We start from the raw sequence: 18,045 nt of genomic DNA, 5'->3' as shown, positions 1-18,045 counted from the left end.
TTGAATCTGTTCGATTTTAACTTTAAACCCGTACGCAAAAGGCTAAGTTTAGCCTTTCTATTATTAATTCCTTTTTTGCTTTTAGCACAAGAAGATAGTTTACAGTATTCTATAAACAATCATAATGGTGGTTTGTACCTGAATACGCCTGTTCAATATGCCGCTGAATATGATCCTTTTACAGGAAACTATGTATTAAGACAACAGGTTGGTAATCTTTCCTTTGGAGAGCCAATTATTCTTACACAAGAAGAATATTTTGACATGTTGCTGGCTCAAAATATGGAGCAATATTATAAGGAAAAGTCACAGGCTTTGGACTCGCAGTTTAGATCTGTTCGTTATGACAAAGACGGCGATCAAGAAGACCAAGGTTTGGTGTTGCCAAGTGTTCAAGTTAAAAACAAACTCTTTCAATCGATTTTTGGAGGGGATAAAATTGAGTTGATTCCACAAGGATATGCTTCCTTAGATTTAGGGGTTTTTATTCAAAAGTTAGAAAACCCACAGATTTTACCTCAAAATAGAAACACTTTTGCCATGGATTTGCAACAGCGAATTCAAATGAGTGTGTTGGGTAAAGTAGGAGAAAACTTACAACTTGAAGCAAATTATGATACTCAAGCTGGTTTTGGATTCGAGAATAGAATGAATCTCGGCTGGAGACCACGTGGCGAAGGAGGAGAAGATAATATTATTCAAAATATTGAATTCGGTAATGTTAGTATGCCATTGAGTACGTCGCTGATTACAGGGGCGCAATCTCTTTTTGGGGCTAAAGGAGAATTCAAGTTTGGAAATACTTATGTGAGTACTTTATTCTCACAACAAGAATCAGAAGCTAGAAATATTACCGTAGAAGGTGGTGGAGTTGTAAATACTTTTAAAATTTACGCGAAAGACTATCAAGCAAATCAACACTACTTTTTAGCACAATACTTTAGAGAAAACTATGATGGTGCATTGGCGAATTATCCAGTGATTTCATCTCAAATTAATATTACCAGATTAGAAGTTTGGGTGATTGATAGAGGAAATGCCAATCAAGAAAATCGCCGATCTATGGTGGCTTTAAGAGATTTAGGGGATAATGGTTTCTCGGCACCTAATAATGGTAACTTATACAACACTGTTAAGAATTTAGGCGGAATCCGTCAAGGAAATACGGCGAGTAGCGCAATTAACGCTGCTGGTCTGACAGACGCTAACGGAAATACCTACTCTGAAGGTGAGCAATATATGGTTCACGAAAACGTAAGACTTCTTAACCCAAGTGAATATAAATTCTATCCTAATTTAGGTTATATCTCATTAAATCAGCCTTTGAATGATAATGAGTTGATGGGGGTATCTTTCCAGTATACCTTAACTTCTCAGCCAGGTCAAGCATATAGCGTGGGTGAATTTTCTGATCAGCAAAGTGAGTTGTTGATTACTAAATTATTGAAGTCAAACACCAACGTTAATACAAATTCACCGATGTGGGATTTGATGATGAAGAATATTTATTCATTAGAAACGATTCAACTTTCTGCTGAAGACTTTAGATTAAATATTTTCTATCAAGATCCTTCTATGGGTTCGGGAGCTTTGAATTATCTACAAGGAACTCCTGTTGAAAATCAAACTCTACTTCAATTATTGAACATGGACCGATTGAATATGAATGGTCAGCTTCAACAAAGTGGAGATTTATATGGAGATGGTCTTTTTGACTACGTTCCAGGTGTGACAGTAGATGAGCAAAATGGTAGAATTATCTTTACCACTATTGAGCCATTTGCTAGAACGATTGCTAATAAATTAAGCACAGACGACAGTGAGTTTGTGATGAATGATTTATACTCTGAATTGCCAATTACTTTTGAGCAAAGCAGTGGAGTAAATCGTTATTATATGGAAGGTCAGTACAAGAGTTCGGGTGGTGATGGAATTCCATTAGGGGCTTTCAACGTGCCACAAGGATCTGTACGTGTTACTGCCAACGGACAAGAATTAATAGAAGGTGTTGACTATATTGTTGACTACCAATTAGGTCGTGTTCAGATTATAAACCAAATGCTAAAAGATTCGGGTACACCGATTAATATTAGCATGGAAAATAGATCAACTTTCAATATGCAAACCAAGCGTTTGATGGGGTTGAATGTTGAGCATAAATTCTCAGAAGAATTATTGGCGGGTATTACGTACATGAACTACAGCGAAAGATTAGCTGGAGCACAACAAAAGGCACAGTATAATTCAGAGCCGGTGAGTAACTCTATTTTTGGAGCGAATGTTATGTATAACGGTACTTCAGATTGGTTGACAAGAATGACGGATAAAATTCCATTAGTTGATACAGAAACACCATCTCAAATTAACTTTAATGCAGAAGGTGCTTACTTGATGCCAGGTGTTAATAATTCAACTAAAAATGAATCTTATATCGATGACTTTGAGGATTCACAATCTAAGATTAGTTTAATGGATGTTAACTCTTGGAAATTAGCCGCAACACCTGTGGTGAATTCAGAGAATCCAAACGACGATTTCGATCCTTCTGTTTTTGATCCAGATGGATTTAGTTTAAACTATTACAGAAGACTACTTTCTTGGTATAATATTGACCCAAGATTTTATAGCATTGGTGGAAATACTTCATTATCTAATGCAGATATTTCTAACCACGCATCTAGAAAAGTACAGGTAAGAGAGTTGTTCTCGAGTAGAGATTTAACCGCTGGAACTCCAGTTAACTTATCAACTTTCGATATTACTTTCTACCCAGATAAACGTGGTCCTTATAACTTAAACCCTAACTGGCAAACAGAAAGTAAAGACCTTAAATGGGCAGGTATTTCTAGACCATTAACTATTACCAACTTAAAACAAACCAACGTTGAATACCTTGAGTTCTGGATGATGGACCCATATGCCGATGGTATGAATAACGCACCAGATGCAAAGGTTTTATTACACATTGGTAACGTTTCTGAGGATGTTTTAAGAGATGGTAATTTAATGTATGAGAATGGAATTAACCTTCCTGATAATGAACCTGAATTTAGTATTTGGGGTAAACAACCAAGTAATTATCCAATTTTATATTCATTCCAAACCGAAGGCGAAGAAAGAAAATTACAGGATGTTGGTTTAAACGGTATGACTGATGCTGAGGAGGCATTGCAAGATGGATATAACTTATTCATTAACTCGACAAACCATGTTACGGGTGAGGCGGATCCAGCTGCGGATAATTTCGTATACTATTTAGATGATAGATGGGATAATACACCAGATGCTGGTTATATTCCAAGTAGATATCAGTACTTCAGAAACCCACAAGGAAACTCTCCTTCTGGATCATTAGAAGCTGGTTCGGCATCTCCAGATACGGAAGATTTAAACAATGACTATAACTTAGATAGAATTGAAAACTATAATCAGTATACAATTAAGTTAGATAAAAATCAGTTGAATCTAGATAACCCATTTATTGTTGATTCAAAAAGAGTTTCTGTTAATTTCGAAAACGGACAACAAGGAGAAAACAATTGGTATTTATTTAGAGTTCCAGTAAGTGATTATGACCTTGACCAAGGTGCAGCTTCAGAGGATGTTTTAACATCAGCTAGGTTTATGCGTTTAATTGTAAAAGGATTCGAATCACAAGCTACTTTAAGGTTTGCTACCATGGATATGGTACGTAGTGATTGGAGACGATATGCTAAAAACATCTATCCTAATATTGATTTACCAGAAGGTGAGGAGCAACAAGATGTTGAGAACTTATCTATTGGAAATGTGAACGTGGAAGAAAACTCTACGGCAACTCCTCCTTATGTAGTTCCTCCAGGAATTGAGAGAGAGCAGTATCAAACCAACGCAGGATTACAAAGTCAGAACGAGGCATCGATGGTGTTGAGTCTTGATAAATTAGATGCTCAAGATGCGAGAGGTGTTTTCAAGAATACTAATTTAGATTTAAGAAGATATAAAAGAATTAGAATGTTTAGCCACGTTCACGCGGGCGAAACAGGAGCTGAAAGCAATGATTTAAAATTATTCATCAGAATTGGAAGTGATTTATCTAACAACTATTATGAATATGAGATTCCAATGGAATATTCTCCATTGTCAGCTAATACAGCAACAGGAATTTGGCCTCAAAATAACATGTTAGACGTATATACTGACGAGTTTGTTGAGGCTAAGAAATTGGCTTACGAAGCAAATAACTTAGATCGATTCCCATATGTAGTAGACGAAAGTGGTAAGATGATTTATGTTAAAGGTCGTCCGTCTTTAGGAAATGTTTCTACCATTATGATTGGAGTTAGAAACTCTGGAGGAACAGAAATTAGAAATGCAGTAGTTTGGGTAAACGAGTTACGCTTATCTGAAATCGATAACCAAGGTGGTTATGCTGCACAAGCTAGTTTGAATGTTGCTTTAGGAGACTTTGCTCAAATTAACTCTAGTGGTAGTATTTCGTCGGTTGGTTTTGGTGCGATTGATCGTGGTCCTGTAGAAAGACAACAAGAGGAAATCAAGAATTACTCGGTGAATGCGGCGGTTAATTTAGACAAATTCTTCCCGAAAAAATGGGGATTAAAGATTCCATTTAACTATGTGATTTCAGAGCAGTTTATCGATCCTAAATTCAATCCATTAGATAATGATGTTGAGTTCGAGGAAGATCCAAGAAAAGATCAATTGACGGATATCGTTAGAACTTATAACAAACGAATCACTTACGGATTTAGTAATATTAGAAAAGAACGTGTGAATACGTCTAAACCGCAAAGATTCTATGATGTTGAGAACTTATCGCTTTCATTCTTATATAATTCAGATTTCCATAGAGATATTTATACCAAGTATAATAAGGATAAGAGCTTAAGAGCATCGATTAACTATAACTATAATTTCAAGACCAAATATATGCAGCCTTTCAAGGATTGGCATATGGTACATGATACAGCACAGTCAGCTAGATATTTAAATTGGGTAAAAGAATTCAACTTCAATCCAGTTCCATCTAGATTGTCTTTCCGTACAGATGTAATTAGAACTTATACGGAACAGCAGTATAGAGATTTAAATTCTTACTTAGTGGATGGCGGTACACCGATTCAATTTAATCCAATATTTAGTAATAATTTCCTATTCAACTGGCAGTATAATGTTGGATTTGATTTAACGAAATCATTGAGAGTTGACTTTAATTCAGCAACAAGAACTTTATCTGATATCGTTGCAACCAAGCCAGACGATGGAATGATCTTCAAAGATCTATTAAATGTAGGTCGTCCGATTAATTATAACCAGCAATTACAAGTGAACTGGAAAACCCCATTACGTTTATTGCCTTATTTTGAATGGGCGAATGTGGAGTTAGGTTATACGGCAAACTATGATTGGCAAGCTCGTTTAGCAAATAAATTACAGATCAATGATGTTGAAGAGGACATAGGTCACTTAGCTCAAAACGCACAAACCATTAGCGTGATTGGTAACTTTGATTTCGATAAATTATACATGCAATTCGAAGGCTTCCAAAAATTAGACTCAGTTCGTCAAGGAAGAAAACGAGAAATGGATTCTATTAATAGAAGCTTCCAAAATCTTGCAGGCAAGAAGAATGGTTTAAGACAAATCAATAAAACTAAGATTAAATATAAACATAGATATAAGGTAACTGACTATCTGAAAATGGCACTTCAGAGTATCAAGAGAGGTCAATTTAATTTCAATAGAAATAGTGGAATTATATTACCAGGTATGTTGGCTGAACCTAACTTTATCGGGCAAGGTGGTACAGGTCCTGGTCCAACAGCAGAGTTTATGTTTGGATCTCAATTCGATATTAGAAAACGAGCGATTGAAAATGGTTGGATTACTAGAAGTTCATATTTAACTGAACCATATACGAGCAACAGAAACGAAACCTTTACAGCAAGTGTTCAGGTAGAGCCAATGCCATCTTTGAGAGTGGATTTCAGTGCGAATAGAAATTATTCAAGAAACATGTTCCAAAGTGGATTTAACACTCAAATCGATGATAATACCTTTGGGTATGAAAGAGCTTTTGAGAATGTACAGGAAAACTTTACCATTTCAACTTGGAGTATGGGAACTGCATTTATGGATGGAGATGCCTTATATGCTGACTTGAAAAAGAATGCTCAATTAATTTCTCAAAGACAAGGACAGTTATGGTATGGAATTACAGACGTGAATCCCGAAGGTTATGCACCTGGTTTAAATTTATCTAATGCAGATGTATTAGTACCGGCATTCTTGGCGACTTATCGTGGCCGAACCGTTCCGGATTCTAACTTTGATTACAAGCGATTCTTCCCATTACCAAATTGGAATATTACTTATACAGGATTAATGAATACGCCATTCTTCTCTAAGAAGTTTGACCGTTTTGAGATTAGTCACAACTACTCATCTTCTTACACTGTAAATAATGTAAGTTCTAACTTGAATAGATTTTCTGATCCAATTCCATTTGAGAATGGTTCGGCAGTGATAGGCGATGATGGAATCCCAGCAGGAGGTATTGATGGTAACAATAATTTCTACTCAAGAAATACTTATGGAGCTGTTACTTTAATGGAGTCTTTCTCTCCACTAATTGGGGTAGACATGACCTTAAGAAATAGCATGCAATTTAGAGCGATGTATAATAGAGATAGAATTATTTCATTAAGTTTGAGTAATTATACTTTGTCTGAGGATTTCGGAAATGAGTTTATCTTTGGTTTTGGATATATATTAAAAGACGTTAAGATTAATATGCGCTATATGGGTAAAAAACAAACCCTAAAAGGAGATGTTAATTTTAGAGCAGATTTATCTATGAGAGATAATGAAATGAGAATAAGACGTATATTAGATGACAATTCGCAAGTAACCGGAGGACAGAATATTTTCTCCTTAAAGTTAAACGCGCAATATATGTTAAGTCAAAATTTCAATTTAAGTTTGTTCTACGATCAAATGATGACGAAATATAAAATATCTACAGCTTTCCCTCTGAGTACAGTTCGTGCCGGAATAAAAGCTACATTTACATTTGGAAATTAAATTTTAAATTATGAATACACCAAACGAATTAAAGTATACCAAAGATCACGAGTGGGTAAAAATCGAAGGAGATGAAGCCACTATTGGTATTACAGACTTTGCACAACAAGAATTAGGAGATATCGTATTCGTTGATATCGACACCGAAGGTGAAACATTAGACGCAGGAGAGGTTTTCGGATCTATCGAGGCGGTTAAAACTGTTTCTGATTTGTTTTTACCTGTATCTGGAGAGGTTACTGAATTTAACTCAAAGCTGGAAGATGAGCCAGAGTTAGTGAATTCAGATCCTTATGGAGAAGGATGGATTATTAAAGTTAAAATCACTGATGATGCTACAGAAGAGTTATTAGACGCTGAAGCATATAAAGAGTTAGTTGGTTAAGAAAAACTTTTATACTATAATTTTTTGGGGGTTTTTGTTTCTAGTAACACTAGCAACATTAACCCCTTTAGATGGAATCCCACCCATAGAAATTGGATTTGATTTCGTAGATAAAATCATACATCTCATTATCTTTTTGGTGCTTACCATTCTATCTTATTTCGCTTACCCTAATTTCAATCGCTGGATCAACTTAGCTTGGTTGGTGCTCTTTGGATTACTTATAGAAGTATTGCAGCATTCGCTACCAACAGGTAGAAGTTTTGATTGGTATGATTGGATTTTTGATATTATAGGAGTTGTTTTAGCCTTTGCCGTATGCTATTACACAGGATTGCTGGAGGGTTTAAAAAAGAAACTAGACAGATTGTTTCTCTAATTCCTGTCTTAAAAGATTAATACTAAGCTAGTTTCGCTAATATTGGCGGTGTCAATTAAGAGAATTAGTATTTAGGTGTTAAAAATATACTTAATTGCGGATTAATTTGCCACTTTAACAAAAAGTGGTCTAAGACTTGCAAATGTGTTAATAAGTCAAAATTTAATACCTTATTTGAAATATAGATTTTGTAGAATAAGGAATTAATATTATTTTAGTCGAACATTAATAAATAAACCATGGAAGTAAAAAAAACAAATAAAGCAAGCCTAAAAGGCAATAACATGCTCTATTTTTTAGGTGGTTTAAACGTAGTACTTCTTATAGTTTGGGGATTATTTAGTTACCAAAACACAGCTGATGAGGTTGTTATAGAAGAAGCACCAGAAGTTGTAGAAACATCTGAAGTTATGTTGATCGAGATTCCAGAACCGGAAACTCCACCACCGCCACCACCACCAAGTGATGAGCCGCCACCACCACCGCCACCGCCAATTCCAGAAGAGATTGAGGAAACACCGGAACCAGTTCCGCCACCTCCAATCCAAGAACAAAAGCATACGCCTCCACCAATGCCAACAGGTCCGCCTGCAACTGGCCCAGTGAAGAAAGTAGATTTGTCTGGACTTAAAACGCAAACAGAAGCTGCTCCAAAAGAAGAGCGTGTTGCTGAACCAGTAACGGTGAATCGTGTTAAGGACATGGCTGTTTATCCAGGTTGTGAAAAATTCAGAGGTAAAAAACGTGAACTAATTAAATGTTTTGGTGATAACTTATCTAAAGACATTATGCGTTACTTAGATACTGAGTTCCCTGATGTTAATAAAGAAAGAGTTGCCGTTCAGTTAGAGTTCCACGTAAGCCCTACAGGTGAGATTATAAATGTTAACCCTAAAGCTGGTGATAACATTTTCAAACCAGAGGCGAAGAGAGCTTTAGAAAGAGCTGCTGACAACCTAGTTCGTAGAGGTAAGAAAATCGAACCTGCAACTATGGCTGATGGTAGTAAAGCAACATTAATATTCCAAAATAACGTAATTCTGCAAAACCCAGATTACTAGGAAAATTTAAATAATAAATAGAAATCCCGCTCAATGCGGGATTTTTTTTGTTTTATACTTTTTCATTAAAATACTTCTTAAAAAGTAATGAATAAATGAAATCGATAATATTTTAATTCGGATAATGAGTATTGAATAGGTTTTTGATTGTTAAAGTATTGAATTTAACAAATAGTGGTTTAGATTTTGTGTTTATGTTAAACATCAAGTATTTTCTTTGAATAGGTATTATTAAATCACTAATCTAAAATCAATTACTATGGAAGTAAAAAAGTCAAAACAAAAAAGTTTAAACAAAAATCGGACACTCTATTTCTTACTAGGTCTTAACCTCGTACTATTGGGCGTATATGGCTTGTTTGGAATACAAAACTCAATGGAATCTGTGGAGCAGAAAGAAACTACATTGGTTCAGACCACACCTCCCACAAGTATCTTAATCGCTGAAAGGTCTTTAGAGGAGCAATCTTTGCCGGAAATTGATGAACCTTTGCCACCGCCACCTTTGATTCCTCAAGATATTGAAGAAACACTGGAGCCTATTGAGCCTGATCCTTTAGATAACCAAGAGCTAAATAAACCTAGAATTCCAGAGGTAGTAAATGTAAAGACTCCAGTACGAGTTAATATTGATGAATTGTTAGATCAAGTTCAAGCTGCACCCAAAGAAGAAAGAGTTCCAGATCCAGTTCCTGTAAATAGAGTCACTAATATGGCGGTTTATCCAGGTTGTGAAGCTTATGAAGGTAAGAAACGTGAGTTGGTTCGATGTTTCGGAGATAACTTAAGTAAAGATCTTATGAAATTTCTTGATACGGAATACCCTGAAACTAGTAAGCCTAGAGTACAGGTACAACTTGAATTTCATATCAACACCGATGGTGAAATAGTAAATATTAACGCTAAAAGAGGTGATGAAGAATTTATGCCACAAGCTATGAGAGCTTTGGAAAACGTTTCAAAATATTTGAATAAGTCAAATAAGAAAATTAAGCCTGCTACCATGGATGGGGATAAAGAAGTTACCTTGATTTTCCAAAACAATGTTATTTTACAAAACCCAGACAAATAGATGAAACAATTTAATTATTGATTAAAAATCCCGCTTAAGCGGGATTTTTATGTTTTATATAGCAGGAAACGTAATTTCTCAACTCAAATTGGCGTATCTTCATTATCATGAAAAACTCAAAACGTAATTCGATCATCTATATAAGTATAGGGCTATTCATAATTTTATTTTTATTATGGAGTATCATCGCTATTAGTAAATCTTTACCTAATCTAAAAGATTCCCTTGCGGCGGTTTCTATTGAAGAATTATTTAATAAGGATAAAAAAGAAAGTTTCGATATCGAAGAAGATCTCAAACATGATAAGAAAGATTTGGTTGTAAACAAGGTAGTTGAAGTTCCGGTTTATCCGGGATGTGAAGAATTGGAAGGTAGTAAGACTGAATTAATAGAATGTCTATCGGCTAATATAGAGCACAATATTCTTGCTGTTTTAGATACAGAATTTCCTAATGTAAATAAAGATAGGGTAGAGGTAAATTTAGAATTCTATATAAACTGGCAAGGCCTTATTACAGCTATAAGAGCTGTAGATGGTGATAATGAATTTAAGGTCCAGGCGGTGAGTGCATTAAGACAAGTAGCTGACGATTTGAAAAAATCAGGCATCAGAATAGAACCTGCTAAAGATGAATATGGCAGATACGTGAAACTCCTTTTAAGAAACAAAGTAGTTTTATTAAATCCAGATAAATAGGAGTAGAAGCTTAATTATCTTCGTCCAACAAAGTCCAACGATAATTTCGGATATCAAAATTAAATCTATCCTTAGGTGGAATGGGCTGCGTATGATATGCTTTTAAGAGTTTCCCTTTAGAGATAAACTGTATTTCGTAATGGTTTCCCATAAAACGATTTCGCTTCACCACACCTGAATGTTTCCCTTTTTCGGAAATAGAAATCTCTTCCGGATAAATCAAAACGACATCTTTTAAGAAGTTACGCTCTATTCCCATAGCACCGGCTTCTTGTGCGTTCAAAATGTTCACTAAGCCAAACATATGTGCTACATAAGTTGTTTGAGGAGAAAAATATACTTGTGAGGCAGAACCTTGTTGAATAACTTCTCCATTCTTCAATAGAATAATCTTATCTGAATAGCCCAAAGCATCCTCTGCACGATGTGAAGAAAAAACAACAGCGATTTTATTTTTCTCTAGGAATGAAAACAGTTCCTCTCTCAACCTTCTGTGTAATCCAGAATCTAATTGACTAAAAGGCTCATCTAATAATAGTAATTTAGGGGGCTTAGCAACAGCTCTTGCTATGGCAACGCGCTGCTTTTGTCCACCACTTAACTCTGTAGGTTTTTTATCCTTAAGATCATAAATGCTCAAAGATTTTAAAACCTCATTAACTCTAGATGTTTTATAATCTTGATTGGTGTTGCTAATACGACTTCCTACATTTTCAGCTACCGTATGATACGTTGCTAAATCAAAATCTTGTGCCACATAAGTCATGTCTTCGTGCCCAGGAAGAAGTTGATGATTTCTACCTTTAATTTCCTCTTTATTAAAAACAATTTGGCCGCTTTTATGTTGTAATTCAGCATAAATTAACTTCAACAAAGTGGATTTTCCGCTTCCGCTTTGACCAAGAATACATAGTTTTTCCTCCGAAAGAAGGGATAATGAAATGTCTTTTAAAACCGGTTTACCAGGTTCGTAAGAGAAATGTAGATTGTCGATACTTAGCATGTATCAAAAATACTTAATTAAATCTTGTAATAGAATTAAGTGGGATAAAATCTTATTATTTCTTAATGTAGATTTTACTATCTAAAGTCGATGCTGTGTTTTAGGTTTTTGTACTCATGTAAATCCATTTCTAACGAACCAACTGCTAACTCAGCTTTAATCTTTAGAGGAATTAAATTCGCATCATCGCTCACCCACATGGTAACACTCTCTTTCGCTTTAAATACACGTCCTGACTGAACGAATGGTGTTAGTTTAATGGCATTAATGTAGCCAAACTTGGTTTTAATACGCTCTCTTCCTTCTACTTTTAATTTAAAAGGAAAAACCTCGCCATCCATAAAGATGTTGACACTTTGGTATTCACCTGTCTTGTAATCGTTATTAGATTTTGTTCTTAAGTAGTAATAAGCTGAAAGCATATCTTGAATAGGCGGATCGAAACGCTCATAAGTCACGCTTTTCCCAAGAAGGTCATTGATAGTAACAACTTTTGATTTATGGTCAAAAGTTAAAACTCTATTTTTTCTATGTCCACCTTCTCTAATTTTTCGTTTAAACTCCGTAGGTTTATAAGTGTATTTATGAAATTTAGTTTCATAGAAGTCATCAACTTTAAAAAATGCTCTAACCGCACCAGTTGAAGATCCTTCACCTTTAACATGAAAATGTGGTTCACCATTTACGGTAGTTTCGCTTACTTTTAATGAGGCAAAGCCAGCATTTAAAAAGCCATAGTGAACCCTGTATTTTAGGAATTCTTTATCCTGAAAACCTTGTCCCAAAACGAGGTTTCCAATAAAAATACTAAATAGGAGGAATATATATTTGCTCATTGTTATAATTCTTAATCAAGACTCTTAAGGCAATTTAAATGCCAAAATAATTTAGCTCAAGTTAGCAACCTGATAATTTAGAATTGGTTACGCGCTAAATCTTAATTCAATAAAACTATAACAATGAACAAAAAAAATAAAAATGAACGCTTAGTTTTTTAGCTAATAAGCGTTCGAATAGCTGCTTTATAAATTTCAGGAGCCGTAAACGGAATTCCTTGAGTTTTATTTAATGGTTTTGCATCAATTAAATAACGGTCTCTTAGAATTTTGATTAACTGCCCTTGATTGATTTCTGGAACTAAGAATCTCTTATGATTATTAAGTAATTCACCTAGATTTTTAGGGAATGGATTCAAATACTGTATTTGTAAATGAGCCACAGAGTGTCCTTCTTCTAGCAATTGTAACATCGCTGCTTGAATAGCACCATAGGTACTTCCCCAACCAATAATTAATAGATCAGCATCGCTTGTTCCACTTTCTAATTCAGCATCAGGAATATAATTCTCAATCGCTTGAACTTTGGCTTGTCTTTGCTTCACCATCAACTCATGGTTCTCTGGATCATAGCTTACATCTCCAGTGATGTCTTTCTTTTCTAATCCACCAACTCTATGCTCTAAATTAGCTGTTCCTGGAATAGCCCAACTTCTCACGAAATCTTCGTTTCGCTCATAAGGTTGAAACTCTTCTTTGGTTAATTTAGGTTGAATCTTCTGAATCTCTGGTAAATCTGCTGTATTTGGATATCTCCAAGGTTCGGAACCATTAGCTAAATAACCATCAGAAAGCACAATAACTGGTGTCATGTGCTCAACAGCAATTTTACAAGCATTAAAAGTTATCTGGAAACAATCATTTGGTGATTTAGGCGCAACCACTGGAATCGGAGCTTCTCCATTTCTACCATACATGGCTTGCATTAAATCTGCTTGTTCTGTTTTTGTAGGTAAACCTGTAGAAGGACCACCACGCTGTACGTTTACAATCACTGCAGGGACTTCAAGCATTAATGCTAATCCCATTCCTTCTGCTTTTAACGCGATACCAGGCCCAGAAGAGGCTGTAATGGCTAAATCTCCCGCATATGATGCACCGATAACAGCTGCCATAGCTGCAATCTCATCCTCAGCTTGGAAGGTCTTAACTCCCATATACTTATAGCTAGCTAAGAAATGCAAAATATCGGATGCAGGTGTAATGGGATAACCACCATAAAACAGATTTAGATTAGCTTTCTGTGAAGCAGCAATCGCTCCCAAAGCTAATGCGTGATTACCTGTAATGTTTCTATAATTTCCTGGGGGTAGAGGTGCTGGTTTTACTACATATCTTTCTGTGAAAGTATCAGTGATTTCACCATAATGATATCCAGCTTTTAACACCTTAATATTTGCGTCTAAGATATCTGGTTTAGATCTAAACTTTTCTTCTAAGTACGCGATCGTGAAATCTAAAGGTCTAGTAAACAACCAATAAACAAATCCAAGAGCAAACATATTCTTCGCTCTGTCCTTGTCTTTAGTGCTTAAGCTAGAGTCTTTTAGCGCTTCTTTTGTATGCGCTAGAATGTCAATCTCGTGTACATCAAATATTTCTTTGGCTGCATCGAGTGGGTTTTCATCTTCGTATTTAGCCAGTTTTAAATTCTTACGATCAAATCCAGAAGTATTTGCGATTAAGATTCCATTCTTTTTAAGTTTGGCTTTGTTTTTCTTAAAAGCAGCTGCATTCATTGCAATCATAACATCGCATTCGTCTCCAGCCGAGGTAATGTTAACACTACCAAACTGTAACTGAAAGCCTGAGACACCTGCAGTTGTACCGGCAGGGGCGCGAATTTCTGCTGGGAAATCTGGAAATGTACTGACGTCATTCCCTACTAGGGCAGATGTTGTTGTGAATTGAGATCCGGTAAGTTGCATTCCATCACCCGAATCTCCTGCAAAAAGAATGACTACTTGTTTTAGTTCTGTATTCAAAACGTCGATTAATTTATATTTATCACTTTACTAATTTCAGGGGCATGCTTTTTAACAGTCAACTCAACGCCTGCTTTTAGCGTCATTTGATTTACGCTACAATCAATGCATGCTCCTAAAAGTCTTACGGTAACTATATCATTTTCTATAGAAACCAACTCAATATCGCCACTATCTGTTTGTAGATAGGGCCTAATTTCTTGTAGAGCTTTTTCTACTCTTACTTTTAAATCACTATTCATGTAGCTCTGTTTATTTAGGTTGGACAACCCGCCATAGTCGTAATACGAACTATTTCGGTTGGAGGTAAATCCTCATTGCGTTTAGCAAGACTTGAAACTAAATTCTTTGTTATTTCTGTATAGGCTTGGCTCGCAATCGTGTTAGCTTGAAGCGCTGCAGGTCTTCCCACGTCTCCTGCTTCTCTAATACTTTGCACCAATGGAACTTCACCTAAAAATGGAATTTCCATTTTCTCAGCTAAATTCCTAACACCATTTTGTCCGAAGATATAGTATTTGTTATCTGGTAATTCTTCTGGCGTAAAGTAGGCCATATTCTCAATGAAACCAAGTACAGGAACATCGATAGATTCCATTTTAAACATACCCACACCTTTTCTTGCATCGGCTAAAGCAATGTGTTGTGGTGTACTTACGATTACTGCTCCTGTAACAGGAACTTCTTGCACTAAACTTAAGTGAATATCACCAGTTCCTGGAGGTAAATCAACGATTAAGAAATCTAGTTTTCCCCAATCTGCATCATGTATTAATTGGTGAATCGCTTTAGAGGCCATAGCACCACGCCAAACCACAGCTTGGTCCATATCTGCAAAGAAACCAATCGATAAAAGCTTAATTCCATAGCTTTCTACAGGTTCCATTTTGCTTTTGCCATCTACGTTCACAGATCTAGGCTTAGCCTTTTCTACGTCAAACATTAATGGCATCGATGGTCCATAAATATCGGCATCTAATAAACCAACTTTAAAGCCCATTTTTTGTAGACTAATAGCAATATTAGCTGCAACTGTTGATTTTCCAACACCACCTTTACCAGAGGCAACGGCAATGATATTTTGAATACCTTCAATCTTTTTACCTTTTAAAGGAGCCGTTGGTAATTTAGCTGCTTTTTGAGCCTTTACAGTTACCCGTACATTTACAGTTGCTTCTGGTAATTTGTCTTTAAATGCATTGATTAATGCGTCTTCTAATTTCTTCTTATCGTGCATAGCCGGAGAAGGAGAAACTGCATCAATCATGATTTTTTTACCAAAAATCTGAAAGTTCTGAATCCAATCTTTCGCTTGTAATTCTTCTATTATCTTATTTACGTCACTTTTTGTAAAACTCATACTATTTAGAATAATTCTACAAATATACAAAACTAAAAATGGAGTAGATAGTCTTTTTAATATGATGTTTGTTATACTTTCTAAATCAAACTGCTGAGTAAAATTAAAATTAATGCTGCTAATTCTCTTCAAATGGAGATTTCAACTGATATAGAATAAGAAATCTGAATTATGTTTGATTTCAGAAATCAAGGTATTAGACTTAATCTTTTGCTGAAAAAGGAAATAAACGGCGAAATGTTAACTTAAAAATAATAATCTATAACTCAATAGTTAAAAATAATGAATAATTGATAGTGGGTTAATATAAAAATATGTATTTTTGCCCAAAATTATAAAAGATGAAAAAAGTATTTTTAGGATTGTCTGCTGTTGCTTTATTAGCATTCACAGCATGTGAGAAAAAAGAGGCAGTTGAAGTAAAAGATGCTGAGGAAGTAGCAGTTGGGTCTGAGACTACAGCTAACTTTGCGGTTGACACAGAAGTATCAAACGTTGGTTGGAGAGCTTTCAAAATTTACGAAGGAGAAACTGAAGAGCAAGGTCACCACGGTACTATCAAATTACAATCAGGAACTGTTGGAATCGAAAACGGTGAATTAGTTTCAGGTGATTTTGTTATCGATGCAGCTTCATTAGAATCTATGGACTTAAACGATTCTCCAGATGACAAAGCTAAATTAGACGGTCACTTAAAAAGTGAAGATTTCTTACACGTAGAGAAATATCCTACAGCTACATTTAAAATTACTGCTGTTAACAAAATCGAAGGTGATTATAACACTGAGATTAGCGGTAACTTAAAAATGAGAGAAGACGAGAAAAACATTACTTTCAAAGCTAACACTAGTTTAGAGGGTGAAACTTTCACTATGGATTCAGAAGAGTTTACAATCGACCGTAAAGATTTCGGAATTGTATTTAACCCTGCAAAAGGTGCAGTTATTAAAGATAACGTAACTTTACGCGTTAATCTTAAAGCTAACCAAGGTGAGGTTGAGGTAGTTGAAGTTGACGCTGCAGACGAAGTGGTAGCAGAGTAATTAAATTACGATAAAACTTATATAAAGGCTGTTTGAAAAAACAGCCTTTTTTTTGTTTAGCTTAACTAAGCGATTCACGTTAAAATTGTATTTTTGAAAATTATTGATGGAATTATGATTGAAGATATTCGACAATACCTAAAGGAAATAGAGGAGTTCAACGCAACAGATCCTAAATTAATAGAAGATTTTAGAATTAAATTTTTAAGTAAAAAAGGAATTCTAAATGACCTATTCGCGAAATTTAAGGATGTTCCCAATGAGCAAAAAAGAGAAGTAGGTCAGGCTTTAAATACGCTTAAGACTTCTGCGGCCGAAAAAATTGAAACCTTAAAATCAAGTGGGCAATCACAAGATGAGGGAGGTGTTTTCGAGGATTTTACTCGTCCGGGGATGCCAATTGAGTTGGGTGCTCGTCATCCTATTAGTGTTGTTAGGAATAGAATTGTAGAGATTTTCAAAAGAATTGGTTTCGCGCTTTCAGAGGGACCAGAAATAGAAGATGATTGGCATAACTTTACAGCATTAAATCTTCCTGAGTATCACCCAGCAAGAGATATGCAGGATACTTTCTTTATCGAAAAAGATCCAGATTTCTTATTGAGAACACATACATCTTCGGTACAAATTCGATTTATGGAGAATCATAAGCCGCCTATGCGAATCTTGTCTCCGGGTAGAGTTTATAGAAACGAAGCTATTTCATCACGTTCTCACGCGATGTTCCATCAAATCGAGGGATTGTATGTAGATAAAAATGTTTCATTTGCGGATTTAAAACAAACTTTACAATACTTCACAACAGAATTATTTGGTAAGTCTAAAATTAGACTAAGACCATCTTACTTCCCTTTCACTGAGCCAAGTGCCGAGGTTGATGTTTATTGGGGATTGGAAACAGAAACTGACTATAGAATCACCAAAGGAACAGGTTGGTTAGAAATTATGGGCTGTGGAATGGTAGACCCTAACGTACTTAAGAATGTTGGAATTGATCCAGAAGAATATAGCGGATATGCCTTTGGAATGGGAATAGAGCGTATTGCCCTGTTGTTATATCAAATTGGAGATATTCGTTTATACTTTGAAAATGATATTCGATTCTTAGAGCAATTCGAGGCTGAATTTGGTTGGTAATGT

13 protein-coding genes are annotated in these 18,045 nt (G+C 35.4%); 8 read left to right on the top strand and 5 right to left on the bottom strand.

Annotated features, from left to right (window positions below; genetic code table 11):
• From sov to NLM59_RS04700, 6 genes are all read left to right on the top strand, one after another.
• Positions 1 to 7,083, top strand: coding sequence for a T9SS outer membrane translocon Sov/SprA (gene sov / locus NLM59_RS04725; RefSeq protein ID WP_304416599.1), 7,083 nt, complete (start codon positions 1 to 3; stop codon positions 7,081 to 7,083).
• A 10-nt stretch (positions 7,084 to 7,093) separates the two neighbouring features.
• The gene (gene gcvH, locus NLM59_RS04720; RefSeq protein WP_304416598.1) at positions 7,094 to 7,468 is read left to right on the top strand and encodes a glycine cleavage system protein GcvH; all 375 of its coding nucleotides are present in this window, start codon (positions 7,094 to 7,096) and stop codon (positions 7,466 to 7,468) included.
• A gap of 34 nt (positions 7,469 to 7,502) precedes the next feature.
• Entirely contained in the window at positions 7,503 to 7,847 is a 345-nt protein-coding gene (locus tag NLM59_RS04715) for a VanZ family protein (protein WP_304416597.1), read from the top strand.
• A 239-nt stretch (positions 7,848 to 8,086) separates the two neighbouring features.
• Positions 8,087 to 8,908 carry a hypothetical protein gene (locus NLM59_RS04710; RefSeq protein ID WP_304416596.1) on the top strand — a complete coding sequence of 274 codons (822 nt, stop codon included), beginning with the start codon at positions 8,087 to 8,089 and terminating at the stop codon, positions 8,906 to 8,908.
• A 259-nt stretch (positions 8,909 to 9,167) separates the two neighbouring features.
• Positions 9,168 to 9,980, top strand: a complete 813-nt coding sequence (locus NLM59_RS04705) for a hypothetical protein (RefSeq protein ID WP_304416595.1) — start codon at positions 9,168 to 9,170, stop codon at positions 9,978 to 9,980.
• A 107-nt stretch (positions 9,981 to 10,087) separates the two neighbouring features.
• The gene (locus NLM59_RS04700) at positions 10,088 to 10,678 is read left to right on the top strand and encodes a hypothetical protein (protein WP_304416594.1); all 591 of its coding nucleotides are present in this window, start codon (positions 10,088 to 10,090) and stop codon (positions 10,676 to 10,678) included.
• Positions 10,679 to 10,688: 10 nt separating this feature from the next.
• Here the strand turns inward: NLM59_RS04700 and NLM59_RS04695 are convergent, their stop codons facing one another.
• The 5 genes from NLM59_RS04695 to NLM59_RS04675 all read right to left on the bottom strand — a co-directional run bounded on the left by NLM59_RS04695 (position 10,689) and on the right by NLM59_RS04675 (position 15,862).
• Positions 10,689 to 11,681 (bottom strand): ABC transporter ATP-binding protein, encoded by a 993-nt coding sequence (locus NLM59_RS04695; protein ID WP_304416593.1) that lies wholly within the window; start codon positions 11,679 to 11,681, stop codon positions 10,689 to 10,691.
• A 77-nt stretch (positions 11,682 to 11,758) separates the two neighbouring features.
• Positions 11,759 to 12,517 (bottom strand): DUF3108 domain-containing protein, encoded by a 759-nt coding sequence (locus NLM59_RS04690; RefSeq protein WP_304416592.1) that lies wholly within the window; start codon positions 12,515 to 12,517, stop codon positions 11,759 to 11,761.
• Between the two features lie 158 nt (positions 12,518 to 12,675).
• Positions 12,676 to 14,502, bottom strand: coding sequence for a 2-oxoacid:acceptor oxidoreductase subunit alpha (locus NLM59_RS04685; protein WP_304416591.1), 1,827 nt, complete (start codon positions 14,500 to 14,502; stop codon positions 12,676 to 12,678).
• Positions 14,503 to 14,510: 8 nt separating this feature from the next.
• A complete protein-coding gene (locus tag NLM59_RS04680; protein WP_304416590.1) occupies positions 14,511 to 14,744 on the bottom strand; it encodes a NifU family protein in 234 nt (77 codons plus the stop codon).
• 14 nt (positions 14,745 to 14,758) lie between these two features.
• Positions 14,759 to 15,862 (bottom strand): Mrp/NBP35 family ATP-binding protein, encoded by a 1,104-nt coding sequence (locus tag NLM59_RS04675; protein WP_304416589.1) that lies wholly within the window; start codon positions 15,860 to 15,862, stop codon positions 14,759 to 14,761.
• A gap of 341 nt (positions 15,863 to 16,203) precedes the next feature.
• Here NLM59_RS04675 and NLM59_RS04670 point away from each other — a divergent pair, with 341 nt between their 5' ends.
• Entirely contained in the window at positions 16,204 to 16,905 is a 702-nt protein-coding gene (locus tag NLM59_RS04670) for a YceI family protein (RefSeq protein WP_304416588.1), read from the top strand.
• A 114-nt stretch (positions 16,906 to 17,019) separates the two neighbouring features.
• Positions 17,020 to 18,042 carry a phenylalanine--tRNA ligase subunit alpha gene (gene pheS / locus NLM59_RS04665; RefSeq protein ID WP_304416930.1) on the top strand — a complete coding sequence of 341 codons (1,023 nt, stop codon included), beginning with the start codon at positions 17,020 to 17,022 and terminating at the stop codon, positions 18,040 to 18,042.
• The last annotated feature ends 3 nt before the right edge of the window (positions 18,043 to 18,045 follow it).

Origin of the sequence: Profundicola chukchiensis, from assembly GCF_029664245.1 — a bacterium.
GTDB lineage: Bacteria > Bacteroidota > Bacteroidia > Flavobacteriales > Weeksellaceae > Profundicola > Profundicola chukchiensis.
Note: the sequence above shows the minus strand (reverse complement) of the source record. Positions and strands in the feature narration are given on the sequence as shown.

Bases quoted from the DNA above. Each gene is read 5' to 3' on its own strand.
- NLM59_RS04710 (WP_304416596.1), top strand. From the start codon at position 8,087: ATGGAAGTAAAAAAAACAAATAAAGCAAGCCTAAAAGGCAATAACATG.
- gcvH (WP_304416598.1), top strand. From the start codon at position 7,094: ATGAATACACCAAACGAATTAAAGTATACCAAAGATCACGAGTGGGTA.
- pheS (WP_304416930.1), top strand. From the start codon at position 17,020: ATGATTGAAGATATTCGACAATACCTAAAGGAAATAGAGGAGTTCAAC.
- NLM59_RS04695 (WP_304416593.1), bottom strand. From the start codon at position 11,681: ATGCTAAGTATCGACAATCTACATTTCTCTTACGAACCTGGTAAACCG.
- NLM59_RS04700 (WP_304416594.1), top strand. From the start codon at position 10,088: ATGAAAAACTCAAAACGTAATTCGATCATCTATATAAGTATAGGGCTA.
- NLM59_RS04680 (WP_304416590.1), bottom strand. From the start codon at position 14,744: ATGAATAGTGATTTAAAAGTAAGAGTAGAAAAAGCTCTACAAGAAATT.
- NLM59_RS04705 (WP_304416595.1), top strand. From the start codon at position 9,168: ATGGAAGTAAAAAAGTCAAAACAAAAAAGTTTAAACAAAAATCGGACA.
- NLM59_RS04690 (WP_304416592.1), bottom strand. From the start codon at position 12,517: ATGAGCAAATATATATTCCTCCTATTTAGTATTTTTATTGGAAACCTC.
- NLM59_RS04670 (WP_304416588.1), top strand. From the start codon at position 16,204: ATGAAAAAAGTATTTTTAGGATTGTCTGCTGTTGCTTTATTAGCATTC.
- NLM59_RS04675 (WP_304416589.1), bottom strand. From the start codon at position 15,862: ATGAGTTTTACAAAAAGTGACGTAAATAAGATAATAGAAGAATTACAA.